Source organism: Amycolatopsis nivea (assembly GCF_004522235.1).
Taxonomy (GTDB): Bacteria; Actinomycetota; Actinomycetes; order Mycobacteriales; family Pseudonocardiaceae; genus Amycolatopsis; species Amycolatopsis nivea.
On record NZ_SDLT01000017.1, the window covers coordinates 38,107 to 54,793 of the forward strand.

The following is a 16,687-nucleotide window of genomic DNA, read 5'->3' on the forward strand; positions in this document are numbered from 1 at the left end:
TCTCCGGGTTCGAAGCGATCGAGGGAAGATGGCGGACGACAACAACACCCACGGGTTCACCTCGGACGACAACGGGGTCTGGCCCGACACCACGCAGACCGGCAACCAGAACACCACTGGTGACCCGTCGAAGGATTTCGACGGCCTGACGTGGAAGCAGATCGAAGCGGCGATCCTCGGCGGCGGTTCGCTGTCGGGCGGCCAGGACAACCGGGACAAGGCCTACGGCAACGTCAACTGGCAGTCGCTTCAGGACGCGGCCGGGGTGTTTCAGGAGACGCAGCAGAACCTCGCGATGGTCGCTCAGTCCATTCAGGACCAGACCGCCGCCCTCGCCGGACCCGACGGTCCGTGGAAGGGCGACGCCGCGACGAAGTTCAAGGACATGATGACCGCGCTGGGCAACAAGTTCTCCGATCTGGCCGACCGGATCGGCGACGGCGGCGGGTCGAACAACGTGCCGACGAACCTCGTCAATTCCGCGGCCTATCTCAAGTGGGCGCAGGACACGATCCGCTACATCGACAGCTATTACGCCAGCCAGGTCCTCGCCCAGGGCAGCAAGTACCACCTCAGCGACGGGCGCGCGTACATCTCGCAGTTCCCCGAGGCCGTCGAGATGATGACCAACGACATGCGCAAGGTGGGCGGGCAGCTCGCGCAGAAGTACAACACCGTGCACGTCAACGCGGGCAAGACGACCCCGCCGCCGACCCCCGGCGGCGGTGACGTCAACACGCCCAAGCCTCCCCCGCCACCGCCTGCTCCGCCGCCACCGCCCACACCGCCGCCGCCTCCGCCGCCGGTGACCGCTCCTCCCCCGCCGCCGGCTTCTCCGCCGCCGCCTCCGGTGACGCAGCCGCCGCCTACCCCGAAACCGCCGCCGGTGTCCCCGCCTCCGGGCGGTGGCAACGGCACTCCGCCGCCGGTGAACAAGGCCGCGATTCCGCCGCCGCCGAACGGCGTGAACGGTCCGGGCGGGAGCGATGTGCCGCCGCCGATCAAGAACGCCATGGTGCCGCCTCCGCCCGGGGACGTGAACGGTCCCGGCGGGAACAACGTGCCGCCGCCGATCAAGAACGCTGTAGTGCCGCCTCCGCCCGGCGACCTCAACGGTCCCGGGGGCAACGGCACGCCGCCGCCGGTGAACGCTGCCTCCATTCCGCCGCCGCCCAACGGGGCCGGCGGGAACAACGTGAAGCAGCCGTCGGTCAAGCCGCCGGCCATTCCCGCGCCGCCGGGCGATTCGACGGGAGGGAACAACCTCAAGTCGCCGTCGATCCCGCCGCCGCCCGGGGCCTCGGGCAACAACCTGGGCGGGAACGTCAACCCGCCTTCGATCCCGGCACCGCCGGGCAGCTCGGGCGGGTCGGGGCACGTGAACCCGCCTTCGATCCCCGCTCCGCCCGGCAGCTCGGGCGGATCCGGGCACGTCAACCCGCCTTCGATCCCCGCCCCGCCCGGCGATGCCGGCGGCAACCTGGCGAACAACGCGCTCAACCCGGCGCATCTGCCGCCGGGCCTCAACACCCCGCCGGGTAACCAGACGCCGGGCGGCAGCGGCATCCCGATGATGCCGCCGGGCGGCATGGGCGGCGGCGGTGGGCTGAACACGCCGTCCGCGGAACGTCCGGACTCGTCCGGGCTGCTCGGCAACATCAAGAAGCCGTGGGTCAGCCCTCCGCCGGACGGCATCGGCAACCCCGACGCACACGGCGACACCCCGCCGCTCAGCTCGGCCAAGTGGGCTCCGCCTCCTGGCGCGAGCGGAGGCGTCGGCGGACCCAGCACCAACGGCCTCGGCGGCCCCGGCGATGGCGTCGGCGGCCCCGGCGACTCCGGTCCGGGCGCGATCAAGGGCCTCGGCGAGAGCGATCTGCCGAAGATGCCGGACCCGGTCGGCAACCACGAGCAGGTCCCCGGCGGCGGAACCCCGCCGATGATCCCGCCGGGCGGCATGGGCGGCGGCAGCGGCCTCAACACGCCCTCGGCCGAACGCCCGGACTCGTCTGGATTGCTCGGCAACATCAAGAAGCCGTGGGTAAGCGCTCCGCCAGAGGGCATCGGCAACCCCGACTCGCACGGCGACACACCCCCACTCAGCTCGGCCGAGTGGGCTCCGCCGCCTGCTGGCGTCGGGGGTCCTGGCGTCAACGGTCTGGGCGGCGAGGAACCAGCCGGGCCCGGAGTGAAGGGGCTCGGCGAGAGCGATCTGCCGAAGATCCCGGATCCGGTCGGCAACCACGAGCAGCAACAGCTTCCGGCTTCGGGAACGCCGCCGATGGTCCCGCCAGGCGGAATGGGCGGCGGCAGCGGCTTGAACACGCCCTCCGCCGAACGCCCGGACTCCTCCGGACTGCTCGGCAACATCAAGAAACCGTGGGTAAGCGCTCCGCCAGAGGGCATCGGCAACCCCGACGCACACGGCGACACACCCCCGCTCAGCTCGGCCGAATGGGCCCCGCCGCCAGCTGCCATCGGCGGTCCCGGCGGCGAGGAACCGGCCGAGCCGGGAGTGAAAGGCCTCGGCGAAAGCAACCTGCCGAAACTGCCCGACTCCGTCAGCAACCACGAGCAGGCCTCCGGCGGCGGAACCCCGCCGATGGTGCCGCCGGGCGGCGGCAGCGGGCTGAACACCCCTGCCGCGGAACGTCCGGATTCGGCTGGACTGCTCGGCAACGTGCAGGAGCCGTGGACGGCCGACCTACCCGGCGGCGTCGGCGACCCGAGCGCGTTCGGGGATACCCCGCCGAGCGCAGCGGCGGACTGGGCGAAGAACCAGCAGCCTCAAGGGCCTGGCATGCCGATGGTCCCGCCGGGCGGTGCCGGTGGCGGAGCGAACACGCCCGCCGCCGAACGACCCGACTCCGCCGGGATGCTCGGTGACGTCCAAGAACCGTGGGCAGCAAGCACGCCGGTGGGCATCGGAAATCCGAGTGCGCAAGGCGAAACCCTGCCCAGCGCCTCAACCAGCTGGGCAAACGACCGGCAACCCGGCGGCGTCGGGAACCCCAGCGCCCCGAGCACCACAGCCGGTTGGGCAAACGACCAGCAACCCGCCACACCCGTCGACATCGCGAACCCCAGCGCCCCGAACACCACAGCCGGTTGGGCAAACGACCAGCAACCCGGCGGCGTCGGCAATCCCAGCGCCCCGAGCACGGCCGACTGGGCGAAGCAAGCCCAAGGACCGGGCATGCCGATGGTCCCGCCCGGCAATGCGGGCAGCGGAGCGAACACGCCCGCCGCCGAACGACCCGACTCCGCCGGACTCCTCGGCGACGTCCGGCAACCCTGGACGCCAGCCACACCGGTCGGCATCGGAAACCCCAGCGCACAAGGCGAAACCCCGCCCAGCACCGCAACCAGCTGGGCAAACGACCAGCAACCCGCCACACCCGTCGGCATCGCGAACCCCAGCGCCCCCAGCACCTCCGCCGACTGGGCAAACAACTGGCAACCCGGCGGCGTCGGGAACCCCAGCGCCCCGAGCACCACAGCCGACGGGGCGAACCAAACCCCGGGAGCCGCCATCCCGATAGTCCCGCTGAACGCCCCAGGCAACAGCACAAAGCCCCCAGCCGAACGTCCCGACACGGCCGAAATGCTGAGCGAGGCCCCGCAATCCTGGCTGCCGCAGTCCACTGTGGACACTCCGGCGAACACCGGCTGGGGAACCGCAGCAACCCCCGAAGACGAGAGCGTGCGGATTGCCGTGGTCCAACCCCTCGACCACGAGGACATCTCCGCCTGGGACGTAGGCACCGCCGACTTCCTCCCCGCTCTCCTGCCGGTCACCACGCCAGCGGAAGACCGGGCCGAGGAGATCACCACCGACCACGTCCAGCGCACCGACGAACCGTGGCGGCCCGACGAAGCGCTCGGGACCTACCAGCGGGTCCGCGGCGGACCGGCCGAAATCCTGCCTGACGAGCTGCCCACCTGCGGCGACGCACCAGAACCCCTGGAGCCCGAAGCCGACGAGGCGGACGAAGAGACCGAGGAAGAAGAGGAACGCACCATGGCCGACCTGCTCCGGCAGGACGATTCAGCCTGGGGCAGGCACCGCAGCTCTCCGGGGGTGCTCGAATGAGTACGGAAACCGTCAAGCGGGGCCCGCGCGCGGCGGGTCCGGAAATGCCCGAGGGGCAAGAAGAACTGCAGGAACCGCCCGTCATGGCGGAACCGGCGGCGCGCGATTTCAACTCGCTGCTGATGATGCTGCCGATGGCCATCGGGTCGCTGGTGATGGTGCTGGCGTTCTCCGGAGTCGCGGGCAGTTCGCCGTTCACCTACGTGATCGGCGGCGGCATGGGCGTGTCCATGATCGCGATGAGCCTCGGGCAGCTGTCCCGCGCGGCCGCCGAGCGCAAGCGCAAGATGCAGGCCGAGCGGCGGGACTACCTGCGCTACATCGGGCAAGTCCGCGAGCGGGCCCGTTCGACCGCGGAGGACCAGCGGCACGCGGTGGCCTGGAACAACCCGTCCCCGGACTCGCTGTGGTCGCTCGCGATGGGGCCGCGGCTGTGGGAGCGCCGGATCAGCCACGAGGACTTCGCGCGGGTGCGGATCGGGCTCGGCACGCAGCAGTCGGCGCTCGAACTGGTGCCGCCGGTGACCAAGCCGATCGAGGACCTCGAACCGCTGTCGGCGATTTCGCTGCGCCGGTTCACCGAGACCTACCGCACGCTGTCGGGCATCCCGACCGCGGTGGGGCTGCGCAGCTTCACCAGCGTCGAGTTCGACGGCGATCCGGACGCGGCCGTCGGGCTGGTCCGGGCGATGCTCGCACAGCTGGTCGCCTTCCACTCGCCGGATGAACTGCGGCTCGCGGTGCTCACCACGGAGGCCGCGCAGGCGCAGTGGGACTGGGTGAAGTGGTTGCCGCACAACAACCATCCGACTCTGCGCGACGCGGCGGGCCCGCTCCGGCTGCTGGCCGCCGACCACGACGAGCTGATGGACCTCCTCGGCCCGGACGTCGCCGACCGCGACGACCACGACAAGACCGTCGGGCCGACGACGACCGAACCGTTCGTGGTGGTCGTCGCGCACCTGGCGACGATCCCGGAGTCCTCGCGGCTGGTCGGCGCGGGACTGCGCAACGTGGTGCTGCTCGACGTCACCGGCACGCTCCCGGGCGGCCCCAAGGTCCTGCGGCTGACCACCAAGGACGATCTGGTGGAGTTCCCGGCGGGAAGCGGCGTCGGATCGGCGACCCGCGACGAGCTGTCGGTGACCCAGGTCGAAGGGCTCGCCCGGCTGCTCGCTCCGAAAAGGACCAGCGGCACCCTCGAGATCGCCGACCAGCCGCTGGAAAGCGATTTCGGGCTGACCGCACTCCTCGGCATCAAGGACGTGCACACCTTCGACATCCCGGGCCAGTGGCGGCCGAGGTCGGCGCAGCGGGCCCGGATGTCGGTGCCGATCGGCGTGACCGAGGACGGCGAGATCGTCGAGCTGGACCTGAAGGAATCCGCACAGGGCGGGATGGGCCCGCACGGGATGCTGATCGGCGCGACCGGTTCGGGGAAGTCGGAGCTGCTGCGCACGCTCGTGCTCGGGCTGGCCGCGACGCATTCGTCGGAGATCCTCAACTTCGTGCTCGTCGACTTCAAGGGCGGCGCGACGTTCCTCGGCATGGACCGGCTGCCGCACACCTCGGCGACGATCACCAACCTCGCCGACGAACTGCCGCTGGTCGACCGCATGCAGGACTCGCTCAACGGCGAAATGGTGCGGCGGCAGGAACAACTGCGCGCGAGCGGCTACCCGTCGCTCTACGAATACGAAAAGGCGCGCGCGGCCGGCGAACAGCTGGCTCCGATGCCGACGCTGTTCCTGGTGGTCGACGAGTTCTCCGAACTGCTGAGCGCCAAGCCGGAGTTCATGGAGCTGTTCGTCTCGGTCGGACGGCTGGGGCGCAGCCTCGGCGTGCACCTGCTGCTCGCCTCGCAGCGGCTGGACGAGGGTCGCATCCACCGCGTCGAAGGCCACCTGTCGTACCGGATCGCGCTGCGCACCTTCTCCTCGATGGAGTCCCGCAGCGTGATCGGCGCGGGCAGCGCCTACGAGCTGCCGCCGGAACCGGGCAACGGCTACCTGAAGATCGACACCACGAACCTGGTGCGGTTCAAGGCCGCTTACGTCTCCGGTCCGGTCCCCGCGGGCAACGGCGAAACGCACGTGGACGCCGCGCGCGTGAGCCGCGAGGTCGTCCCGTTCCGCACCGAGGCCCGGCCCGCCAAGCTGATCATCCGCGACGACGAACCGGAACCCGCCGAGAAACAGTCCGATGTGGACGCTCTCGAAGCCGCCGTGCCGGGCGGGCCGACACTCGCCGACGCGTTCATCGACCGGCTGACCGGCGCGGGCCCGGCGGCACGCCAGGTGTGGCTGCCGCCGCTGGCCGAATCGCCGAGCCTGGACTCGCTGCTGCCGAGCGTCACGCCGGACCCGGTGCGCGGCATGGCGGTGGCCGACCCGGCGCACTGGGGCAGGCTCCGGGTACCGATGGGGATGATCGACCGGCCGTTCGAGCAGGTCCGCGAACTGCTGACGGCGGACCTGTCGTCGGCGGCCGGGCACGTCGCGGTGGTCGGCGGGCCGAAGACCGGCAAGTCGACGCTGCTGCGCACGCTCGTGCTGGCGCTGGCGATGACGCACACCCCGCAGGAGGTCCAGTTCTACGGGCTGGACTTCGGCGGCGGCGGGATCATGTCGCTGTCCGGGCTGCCGCACGTCGGTTCGGTCGCCACCCGCCTCGAACGCGACCGCGTCGTCCGGACCATCGAGGAAATCTCGCAGGTCATGGAAGGCCGCGAGACGCTGTTCTCCGAGCACGGCATCGAATCCATGGACGCTTACCGCGCGTTGCGCCGCAAGGGCCAGATCGAGGATCCGTTCGGCGACGTGTTCCTGGTGGTCGACGGCTGGTACAGCCTCAAGAACGACTACAGCGACCTGGAGCAGAAGATCGGCGAGCTGGCCTCGCGCGGCCTGTCCTTCGGCGTGCACGTGGTGATCGGCGCGACCCGCTGGTCGGAGATCCGGCCATACCTGCGCGACCTGCTGCAGACGCGGTTCGAGCTGAGGCTCGGCGATCCGATGGAGTCGGAAATCGGCTCGCGCAAGGCGAAAACGGTGCCGAACCAGCCCGGTCGCGGCCTGACCCCGGACGGACTCCATTTCCTGGCCGGGCTGCCGCGGATGGACGGCAGCGGGAACACCGACGACCTCGCCGCGGCGGCCAAGGCGGTCGCCGAGGAGGTGCACCTGTTCTGGCCGGGCGCACCGGCCCCGGCGGTGCGGCTGCTGCCCGCGAAACTGCCGATGGCCCAGCTGCCCGCGCCGGACGGCGACCTGCGGATCGCGCTCGGCCAGGACGAGCAGCGGCTGCTGCCGGTGTGGCACGATTTCGCGGCCACTCCGCACCTGCTTGCCTTCGGTGACAACGAAACCGGCAAGACCAACCTGCTGCGGGTCGTCCTGCGGTCGGTCCTGACGCGCTACTCGCCGAGCGAGGCGAAGATCGTGCTGGCCGACCCGAGCCGTCAGCTGGACGCCGAAGTGCCCGAGGCCTACCGCGTCGGGTACGCGACCACCACCGAGGCCCTGCAGGAATTGGCGCAGCAGGCCAGCGTTTCGCTCACGCCGCGGGTGCCGGACCAGACCATCACCGCGGACCGGCTCAAGCGCCGCGACTGGTGGACCGGCCCGCGGCTGTTCTTCGTGGTCGACGACTACCAGCTGCTGACCAGCGGCATGGGCTCGCCGCTGGAACCGCTGTTGTCCTTGCTGTCGCAGGGTTCCTACATCGGGTTCCACCTGATCCTCAGCCGCAGCACCTCGGGCGCGATGCGGGCGCTGAGCGATTCGGTGGTCCGCCGGATCTGGGAGCTCGGCAGCCCGGGCGTGGTGTTCTCCTACCCCAAGGAGGAGGGCAAATTCCTCGGCGAGGCGGCGCCGCGCCCGTTGCCCGCCGGACGCGCGCAGCTGGTCACCCGCCGCGGCGTGAAGCTCGTGCAGACCGCGATCGCGGAAGAAGAACGGACCGGCGAGGGCTGGTCCCCGCTCGCGACGACCGAAGGAGGCGTGCGATGACCGCGTCGACCGGCGAACTGTGCCGGATCACCGTGTACGGGCCGCAGGGCAGGGCGGATCTGGCGGTGCCGATGTCCGTCCCGCTGACCAGCCTGCTGCCGGTGCTGCTGGAGCACACCGGCGGCCGCGAGGACCTCGGCGAGGCCTGGGTGCTGCAGCGGCTCGGCGAGGAACCGCTCGACGCGTCGGGCACGCCGGAGTCGCTGGACTGGAAGGAGGGCGAGGAATTCCACCTGCGCCCTCGCGCGGATCCGTTGCCGGAACTCGACTTCGACGACATCGCGGACGGCATGGCCACCGCGGTGAGCCGCCACCCCGGCCGCTGGCGCCCCGAGTTCAACCGCGGCCTGTTCCTCGGGTTCGCGATCTTCTCCCTCGTCGTGCTGGCCAAGGTGCTGCTTTACCCGGGTTCGTCCGGGCTGAGCGCGATCGGCGGCGGCGTCGTGTCGCTCGGGCTGCTCGTCGCGGCCGTGGCGACCGGGGTGCGTTCGGACGACAAGGCCCTGCTGACCCTGCTCGGGCTCGGCGGCTGCGGGTTCGCGTTCCTCGCGGGCGCGGTCGCGGTGGCCGGGCTCGAGCCCGCGTTCGACCTCCAAGGCACGCCGATCCTGACCGGCTGCCTGGCCTTCGCGCTGGCCGGCGGTCTGGTGCTCGGCGGACGGGCCGCCTGGTCGCACGCCATCCCGTTCGTGCCGTTCGGCGCGGTGGTCGCGACCGGGCTGGCCGGGGCGATCTCGCTGTGGCTGCACCTCGGCGCCGGGTTCACCACCGAGCAGGCGGCCGGCCTGGTGTCGTTCGTGCTGGTCGGGCTCATGGTGTTCGCGCCGCGGATCGGCATCCGGTTCGCCCGCATCCGCGGTCCGCAGCTGCCGCGTTCGGCCGGCGAACTGCAGTACGACATCGAGCCGATGCCGGCCGCGCAGATGGTGCACCAGACCGGGTACGCCGACGGCTACCTCACCATCGCCTGCCTCGCCGCCACGGCCGTTTTCGTCGGCTGCTTCCCGTTCCTGGTCGGCCACGGACTGTTCCCCGCCCTTCTCGGCGGGCTGGTGTCCGCGGCGGTGCTGATGCGGTCGCGGGCGCTGCTCGGCGTGTGGCAGCGGGTTCCGCTCGCCGTCGCCGGCGCGATCGGCCTGGTGCTGCTCGGGCTGGCGCTGATCCAGCCGCTGCCCGCGCAGTGGCGGGGCGCCTGCCTCGCCGGGCTGTGCCTGGTGTTCTTCCTGCTCCTGCTGGCGATGCTGCGCCCGCCGCCGCGGCGGCTGCTGCCGATCTGGGGGCATCTGGCGAACTGGCTGGAAACGCTGAGCGCGGTGGCGATGATCCCGATCCTGCTGCAGCTGTTCGGCGTCTACGCGTGGGCTGTCGGGCTCACCGAATAAGCGAAGGAGAGGTGCCATGGTGCAGACGCAGAAGGACCACGTCGAGGCGTATTCGTTCCTGATCGGGCGGATGACGTCGGCGCTGGTGCTCGGCGACGCGAGCCACCTCGACGTGCCCGCCCGGCGGGCCTGGGTGGGCCTGCTGGTCGGGCTCGTCCTCGGGCTGCTGATCGCGGTCGGGTTCTTCGTGTACGGGCTGATCGCGCACCACACCGGCGGGGCGGCGCCCGCCGTCGGCCGCCGAGCCTGAGCGGAAGGAGGACAGCCATGGAACTCTCGCTGATCCGGCGCGACGACGGCGCTTTGGAGAAGAAGACCGTGGGCAACGCCCTGGTCGTGCACCTCGCCGAGGGGATGACCGGCGAGGCGCAGTCGCTCGCGCTCGGCGTCGCCGCCGATCCGGACCACGACCTGGTGGTCGTCGACCTGCCGGTGGATTCGCCGATCACGATGTGGGAATCGGTCGCCAAGGCGCTCCCCCGGCGCCGTCGCGGCGTGCGGCTGGTGATCGGCGGCCGTTCGCGCGAGACCACCGCGCTGGCCGGGCAGTGGCTGGCCGAGCGGATCAACCGCCCGGTGCTCGCGCCGGACGGGTCGGTGATCCCGAGCGCGGGCGGTGCCTTGTTCGTCCACGCCGGGCGCGGCGGCGGCTGGGTGCGGTTCCGGCCGGGCCGTCCGCCGACGTGGGAGGCGAAGCGGTTCCCGCGCCCGGCCTGGGATTCCGGGATCGCCGCCGAGCTGACCCCGACGAGTTCGCGCGGCGTCGCCGAACCGCTGCCGGGCGGCTTGTGGGTCCGTCCGGTCGGCTTCGACGCACCCCAGCGGCACCACCGCCGCGCGCTGATCTCCCGGATGCCCGCCCAGCACGACACCATGACGATCGTGCTGGGCTGCCCCGGCTGCCCGCCGCTGGCACTGGACGACGCGGCCCGGCTGTGGGTGCAGCTGCCGGAGAAGGTGCGGGCCAAGGCGCGGTTCGTCCAGTACGGCCCGATGCAGGTGCCCGGCGAGGCCGCGATCGGGCAGGCGCTGGCCGATCTGCTGGGCAAGCCGGTCGCGTTCTACGCGGGCGTGCCGGTCGGTTCGCCACAGCTGCCGACCCTGCGGACGGTGCTGTACGACGGACGGCTCGGCTGGCGTCCGTTCACCACCGAACTCGGCTACGAACCGGGCTCGGATTCCGTCTTGCCTGAGCTGCTGTCGCACCGTCCGCCGATCCACGGACTCGACCAGGTCTCTCCGGCGGTGTACTGGTACTCGCCGGACGCGGTGGTCGAGGTCGTGCAGTCCGGGCTGTTGGTGCGTCCGCCGCAGGACGGTCCTTCGTCGGCCGCGATCCGCGAGATCGGCCTCGATGCCGCGGTGCACAATCTGACCTTTGACGCGGCGGACGAGGGCTCGGCGTCGCGGATGCGGTTGCTGGCGGAGGATTTGCTGGCGCGGCTGGACGAGCAGACTCGCCGGATGAGCCGGGTGCTGCCTGCTGCCGCGCTGCTTGCGGAGCGTGCGCGGCCGCGGGTGGTGGCGCGGGCGTTGGACGCGATCGAGTCTGGGCATCCGGTGCCGGTGGTGGCTGCGCCTGCTCCGGCGGCTTATCTGCCGGCGGCTCCGGCGGCGTTGGGTATTGCCGCGCCGACGGAGGTTCCCGGGGCGATCGCTGCGCCGGTTGCTCCCGTTGCTGCTCCGGTCGCTGCTCCGGCGGAAACTCCCGCCGAGCCCCCGGTCAAGGTCTCCGCCGCTCCTCCGGCCGCGAAGCCGCTCACGCACCTCGCCCCGGCCGACGTCGCACCGGCCAAGCCCGTCGAACCACCGGTCGCCAAGCCCGCGATTCCGGCGTCCACTTCGGACCAGTCGGAACCTCCGGCCAAAGCGGAGCCCGCGCCGAAACCGGCGAAAGCCCCGGCAGAGCTGCGTTTCCAGGAAACCCCCGGCGCGGAATCGACCGCGCTGCTGCCCAAACGCGGGGCCGACAAGGAACGCCAGTGGCTCCGTAAATCGCTCGGCGCGGAATACGGCCTGATGTCGAACACCGTCGCGCGGATCCTGTCCGAGCACCCGGGATTCCAAGGCGTGCTGTCGACGTCGTCCTCGGCAGAGGTGCTGACCGACGCGGTGGCGGTGCAGCTTTACCTGTCCCCCAAGGGATCGACGATCGACGCGGGACTGCGGCGCGGCGCGAACGGCCCGCACGTCCCGGTCGCCCGGTGCGTCGTGGCGGGGCTGAGCAGGCTGCCCTCGCACCGCGGCCCGGCGACCTTCGCCACCGAGCTGCCGCCGTCCGCGTGGCCGCTGCTGGACGGCCGGAAAGTGCTGACCGAATGGGGTTTCCTCAACGCGCTGACGCAACCGTCGTCCACAGTGGACGGGGAGACGGACGTGCTGGTGTGGTCGATCACCGGACGCCGCACCAAATTGCTGGAACCGAGCGAGGGCGGCGTCGAAAACCGCGTCCTGTTCGTGCCGGGGACCAGCTTCAAGGTGCTGGAAACGCGCAAACCGGCTGCCGGTGCGCGCGGCGCGGTGCTGCTGCGGGAGCTGACCGCGAGCGAGATCGACGAGACCGGCCGGGTGGCGAACGACCGGGCTTCGCTGGACGAGCTGGCCATGAATTCGCTCCGGCAGACGGTGCAGACGTGGGCGGAAGCGGGCGAGGACCTGGTCCGGACCGTGATGGACGAGCAGGCCGCGGAGCGGTTCGGGGCGCTCCCGGGCCTGGCGTGAGTGCGGAGAGGCGGAGACGATGAACCGACAGCTGCTCGTGGTCGGCAGCGACCGGCCGGGTGCCTTCGGAACCATCGGCGCGGCGCTGGCGCAGGCGCAGCCGGGGGCGACGATCAGCGTGCACCCCGGCCGGTACGAGGAAAACCTCGTGGTGGACCGGATGGTGTCGCTGGTGGCCGAACAGGGCGCGGGCACCGTGGAAATCGTGGCGAACACCGGGAGCGTGCTCGTCGCGAACGCCGAGGCGGTGCAGCTCAGCGGGTTCGTCCTCACCGGCGTCGACGACCAGCTGGTCACGGTGGACGTCGTGCGCGGCGAGGCGGCGCTCGACGGCTGCCGGTTGTCCGGGACCTCGTGGGCGACGCTGCTGGCCCGGTTGGAGGGCTCGCTCGCACTGCGGGGCTGCACGGTGACGAGCACCGGCGGTGCCGGGGTCGTGGTCGCGTCGCCGGTGCAATCGGCCATTGAGGACACTGAGATCGTCGACGCCGCGTCGTCCGGCGTTGTGGTGGCCGAGACCGGTTCGGTGCTGCTGCGCCGCTGCGTGGTGCAGGGCGCGGCGGGCAACGGGGTGTGCGTCAATGGCGAAGCGGTCGCGATTGTCGAGCAGTGCGAGATCGTCGGCGCGCAGAAACCGGCGATGGTCGTGGAGCAGCAAGGACGCGCGACGATCACCGGGCTCACCGTGCGGGACAGCGCGAATGTCGACCTGTACGTGACCAGTAAGGGCCGGGTTTCCGTTGCGTCGTCGCAGTTCCGTTCGGCGCCGATGCAGGCCGCGCACATCGCCGCGTCCGCCGAGCCGTTACTGCGCGAATGCGTGTTCGCCGGGGCGGGCGCGAACGCGGTGCAGGCCACCGGAGCCGCCGCGCCGCAGTTCGTGGACTGCACTTTTGAAGGCTCACCGGTCACGATCCTGGTCGACGACCAGGCGCGGCCGCGGTTCGAGCGCGCGACCGTGCGTGGCTCGACGCACACTGCGATGTCGGTCAGCGCCGACGCCGCGGTGACCGTCGGCGGGCTGCGGATGACGCCGGACAGCGGCGTCGGGATCGTCCTTTCCGGACAGTCCACCTTGGACCTCGCGGACGCCTCCATCGACACCGGCCGGGAAACCGGGGTGCAGGTCACCGAGGACGCCCGGCTGACCGTGGCCGACCTTCGAGTCGATTCGACCTCCGACAAGGCAGTCTCGTTCGCTAGCGGCGCGCCGTCCTCGGCGAAGTCGGTGCAGGTGCGCGGCGGCGGTCTGCACCTTGGCGGTACTGCGGAAATTTCCTTGCAGGACTGCGAGATCATTGATTCCACTGGGGACGGAATCACCGTCGGTACGACGCTGACCGCTTCCCGCTGCCGGGTGCGCAATGCGCGCGGCAACGGCGTGTACGTCGCTGCTCAGGCGTCGTTCACCGAATGCGAGATCCTCGGCGCGGGCGAGGACGGCTTCCACGTGGAAACCACCGAGCCGGTCAGCATCCGCGATTGCGTGGTCAACGACGCGTCGGGCGAACTCGTGAGCGGCGAGCACGCGGACGTGGACAACCTGAGCACCGATTCCGCCCGGACCGCGGAGCCGGTGCCCGCCAGTCCGCCGAGCGACTTCGCGACCGCCGACCAGACCGTGAGCGAGGCGGCGGGCGAGGTGCTCGAAGGCCCGCTGGGCGATCTGGAGGCGCTGGTCGGGCTCGCCGGGGTGAAGAAGGAAGTCACCGGCCTGATCAACCTGATCAAGATGTCGCAGATGCGCGAGCGGATGGGCCTGCCGATGCCGCCGATGTCGCGGCATCTGGTGTTCGCGGGCCCGCCCGGCACCGGCAAGACGACCGTCGCCCGGCTGTACGGCACGGTGCTCGCCGAACTCGGGATCCTGTCGAAGGGGCACATGATCGAGGTGGCCCGCCAGGACCTGGTCGGCCAGTACATCGGGTCCACCGCGATCAAGACGACCGAGGTCGTCGAGAAGGCCGTCGGCGGGGTGCTGTTCATCGACGAGGCGTACACGCTGAGCGCGCCGACCGGCGGTTCCGGTCCGGACTTCGGGCAGGAAGCCATCGACGCGCTGATGAAGATCATGGAGGACCAGCGCGATTCGCTGGTGGTGATCGTCGCGGGCTATTCCGAGCAGATGGAACAGTTCCTGCAGTCGAACCCCGGTCTCGCTTCGCGGTTCACGCGCACCATCGAATTCCCGAACTACAGCGTCGACGAACTGGTCACCATCACGACCGGCCTGACCCGCAAGCACTACTACGAAATGACCGACGACGCGCTCGCCGCGCTGCGCGAGTATTTCGAACGGGTGCCGAAGAACTCGACATTCGGCAACGGTCGCGTCGCGCGCAAGCTGTTCGAGGCGATGGTGAACAACCAGGCGTCGCGGCTGGCGCTTTATCCGCCGTCCAAAGACATCGAGCTGAACCGCCTCACCGCCGACGATCTTCAGGCCGAGCTGGCGCAACTTCCTTCCGCCGCGAAGTCAACGGTTTCGGTCACCGCCGATCCCGCTGCCGCAGTTTCGACCAGCGCGGGCTGGAAACGCCTCAGCGGCTTGGTCGGTCAGAAATCGGTGCGAGAGAACGCCGAACGGCTGCTGCTCAAACTCGGCCGGCTCACCCACGAACGGCAACCGCTCGGCCACCAGGCCAACCTGGTGATCAGCGGCAAACGCGGCACCGGACGGTCGGAGTACGCGAAACTGTACGCGCAAATCCTCTCCGAATTCGGCATGGCTCCGATGGGCCAGCTGGTGCACCGCAACCTCGCCGAAGAGCTTTCCCCGCAATGGCCCGGCCAAGCCGAACACCTCGTCCGGGCCGCCGTGGAGGACGCTTCCGGCGGCACCCTGGTCGTCGACCTGGACGGCGACTGGGACACCTCGCCGCACACCCCCGGCATCGAAGCCCTGGAAGCGCTGTCCGAAATGATCGCCCGCCGCCCCGCCGATCCGGTCGTGGTATTCACCGGCGAAAGCGACCGCGTCGGCGAACTGCTCGCGCAACTGCCCACCCTGCGCGACGCGTTGCCGTACGGCTGGCAACTCGGCGAGTACACAGTGGACGAACTCGCCGAGATCGCCGTGCGGTTGCTGGTCCGCCGCGGCCACGAGGTCCCCGACGACGTCCGCGACGCCCTCGCCCACGAGTTGTCCGCCGCGTCCGACCACACCGCCTTCGCCGCGCACGAACTGGCCCGCACGCTGTCGGCCGCCGCCGCGTCCCGCACGCTCGCCGCCGCCGACCTGCGCGGCATCCGCCCGCCCGACACCGGTGCCATGGCCCTCGGGCCCGGCCTCGCCTCGGTCGGCTGAACCCTCGGGAGGAGACCCGATGAGCACGCACTACGAAAAAATGCTCGAGGACGCGATGGCCGCTTACCAGCACCAGCGCGACCATTTCGACCAAGCCCGCCAGGACGTCGAAACCGCCACCAGCACCGTTACTTCCGCTCGCCGTGAGGTGACCGCGACTGTCGGCCGTACCGGCGAATTGACCGAACTTTCCTTCCCCACCAGCGCGTACAAACGCATGGCTCCCGCCGAACTGGCCTCGGTGATCGTGCAGACCGTCTCCGCCGCCCGGCAGAAATCCGTCGCCGCGGCCGCGGAAATGATGGCCCCCATGCTGCCGCCGGGCATTTCCGCGGAGGATTTGATGAGCGGAAAAGTGGACGTCAACGCCCTGTTCTCGGCGCGGGTGCCGGGATTCGACGAAGGGAACCTGCCGTGACCGACCAATTTTTCGTCGACGCCGACGGCCTGGACGGAGGCCGCGACGGCTTCGACGGCAAGAGCGCCGAACTGCGCACGCTGGCCCAGCGGGTGCAAAGCCTGGCAAACCCCAGCCGGATCCAGGACGCGGCCGGGAATGACAAGAACGGCAACGAATTCTCGAAAACGCACATCCAGTCGGCGGCCGAGATCTACAACGGCATCAACGCGTGGGCGCTGGCCGTGGAAGCGACCCGCGACGCGATCGGCGACATGGCGACGTCGTTCCGCGAGGCCGACCAGGGTGCTTTCGACGGGTCCAATGCCCTGTTCAAGAACTTCACCGACCTGCACGAGAAGGTCACCAAGTCCGACCCCGGAGGCGGGTCGGACGCCCCTCCGACCGAGTACCGGCGCGGCGTACGAATCCAAAACAGAGTGCTGGGCAAATCCCCGGAAGCCGAAGACGACGGCTGGACCGCGGCGAAGAGCGTCCGGGCCCGGATTCCGGATCGCGGCCAGGAACCGTTGCCTGACGAGGAACCGCGTTTGAAGCACCTGTCGATCGGACGCCCGGTTCAGCACAAGGTCGTGACCCCGCTGCAGCCGACAGAATCGACCGTCTTCGTCCGCTCGCAAAAGCCGGTGCACGCGGTCGAGGGCGAAGTCACGCACCCTCTGGAGCCCGCCGAACTCTGGGAACCCGCGAAGTCGATCCCCGCCCAGCCGCCGGTCACCCCGGAAGAACCCGTTTCCTGATTTTCCTCGCGCCAAG

The 16,687-nt window shown here is 70.6% G+C and carries 8 protein-coding genes; all 8 read left to right on the forward strand.

Going from position 1 to position 16,687, the window contains the following annotated elements; translation table 11 throughout:
- Positions 1–28 precede the first annotated feature (28 nt).
- From EIZ44_RS21010 to EIZ44_RS21045, 8 genes are read left to right on the forward strand one after another with little or no spacing between them, the layout of a single operon-like run.
- Positions 29–4,093 carry a hypothetical protein gene (locus EIZ44_RS21010; RefSeq protein WP_134730626.1) on the forward strand — a complete coding sequence of 1,355 codons (4,065 nt, stop codon included), beginning with the start codon at positions 29–31 and terminating at the stop codon, positions 4,091–4,093.
- Positions 4,090–8,103: a type VII secretion protein EccC gene (locus EIZ44_RS21015; RefSeq protein ID WP_037812621.1), complete on the forward strand. Its 4,014-nt coding sequence runs from the start codon at positions 4,090–4,092 to the stop codon at positions 8,101–8,103. The genes EIZ44_RS21010 and EIZ44_RS21015 overlap by 4 nt, the downstream gene beginning before the upstream one ends.
- Positions 8,100–9,485: a type VII secretion integral membrane protein EccD gene (gene eccD / locus EIZ44_RS21020; protein ID WP_037812623.1), complete on the forward strand. Its 1,386-nt coding sequence runs from the start codon at positions 8,100–8,102 to the stop codon at positions 9,483–9,485. Before EIZ44_RS21015 ends, eccD begins: the two co-directional genes overlap by 4 nt.
- Positions 9,486–9,501: 16 nt before the next feature.
- Positions 9,502–9,735, forward strand: coding sequence for a type VII secretion protein EccB (locus EIZ44_RS21025; RefSeq protein WP_037812626.1), 234 nt, complete (start codon positions 9,502–9,504; stop codon positions 9,733–9,735).
- A gap of 17 nt (positions 9,736–9,752) precedes the next feature.
- Positions 9,753–12,206 (forward strand): hypothetical protein, encoded by a 2,454-nt coding sequence (locus EIZ44_RS21030; RefSeq protein WP_205673248.1) that lies wholly within the window; start codon positions 9,753–9,755, stop codon positions 12,204–12,206.
- 19 nt (positions 12,207–12,225) lie between these two features.
- Positions 12,226–15,513, forward strand: a complete 3,288-nt coding sequence (locus EIZ44_RS21035; protein WP_134730628.1) for a right-handed parallel beta-helix repeat-containing protein — start codon at positions 12,226–12,228, stop codon at positions 15,511–15,513.
- Between the two features lie 19 nt (positions 15,514–15,532).
- Complete coding sequence (locus tag EIZ44_RS21040) at positions 15,533–15,931, forward strand: YbaB/EbfC family nucleoid-associated protein (protein WP_043834115.1); 399 nt, start codon at positions 15,533–15,535, stop codon at positions 15,929–15,931.
- A complete protein-coding gene (locus EIZ44_RS21045; RefSeq protein WP_134730631.1) occupies positions 15,928–16,671 on the forward strand; it encodes a hypothetical protein in 744 nt (247 codons plus the stop codon). The genes EIZ44_RS21040 and EIZ44_RS21045 overlap by 4 nt, the downstream gene beginning before the upstream one ends.
- The last annotated feature ends 16 nt before the right edge of the window (positions 16,672–16,687 follow it).

Excerpts from the sequence above, each read along its gene's own strand:
- EIZ44_RS21010 (WP_134730626.1), top strand. The coding sequence starts at position 29 with ATGGCGGACGACAACAACACCCACGGGTTCACCTCGGACGACAACGGG.
- EIZ44_RS21015 (WP_037812621.1), top strand. The coding sequence starts at position 4,090 with ATGAGTACGGAAACCGTCAAGCGGGGCCCGCGCGCGGCGGGTCCGGAA.
- eccD (WP_037812623.1), top strand. The coding sequence starts at position 8,100 with ATGACCGCGTCGACCGGCGAACTGTGCCGGATCACCGTGTACGGGCCG.
- EIZ44_RS21025 (WP_037812626.1), top strand. The coding sequence starts at position 9,502 with ATGGTGCAGACGCAGAAGGACCACGTCGAGGCGTATTCGTTCCTGATC.
- EIZ44_RS21030 (WP_205673248.1), top strand. The coding sequence starts at position 9,753 with ATGGAACTCTCGCTGATCCGGCGCGACGACGGCGCTTTGGAGAAGAAG.
- EIZ44_RS21035 (WP_134730628.1), top strand. The coding sequence starts at position 12,226 with ATGAACCGACAGCTGCTCGTGGTCGGCAGCGACCGGCCGGGTGCCTTC.
- EIZ44_RS21040 (WP_043834115.1), top strand. The coding sequence starts at position 15,533 with ATGAGCACGCACTACGAAAAAATGCTCGAGGACGCGATGGCCGCTTAC.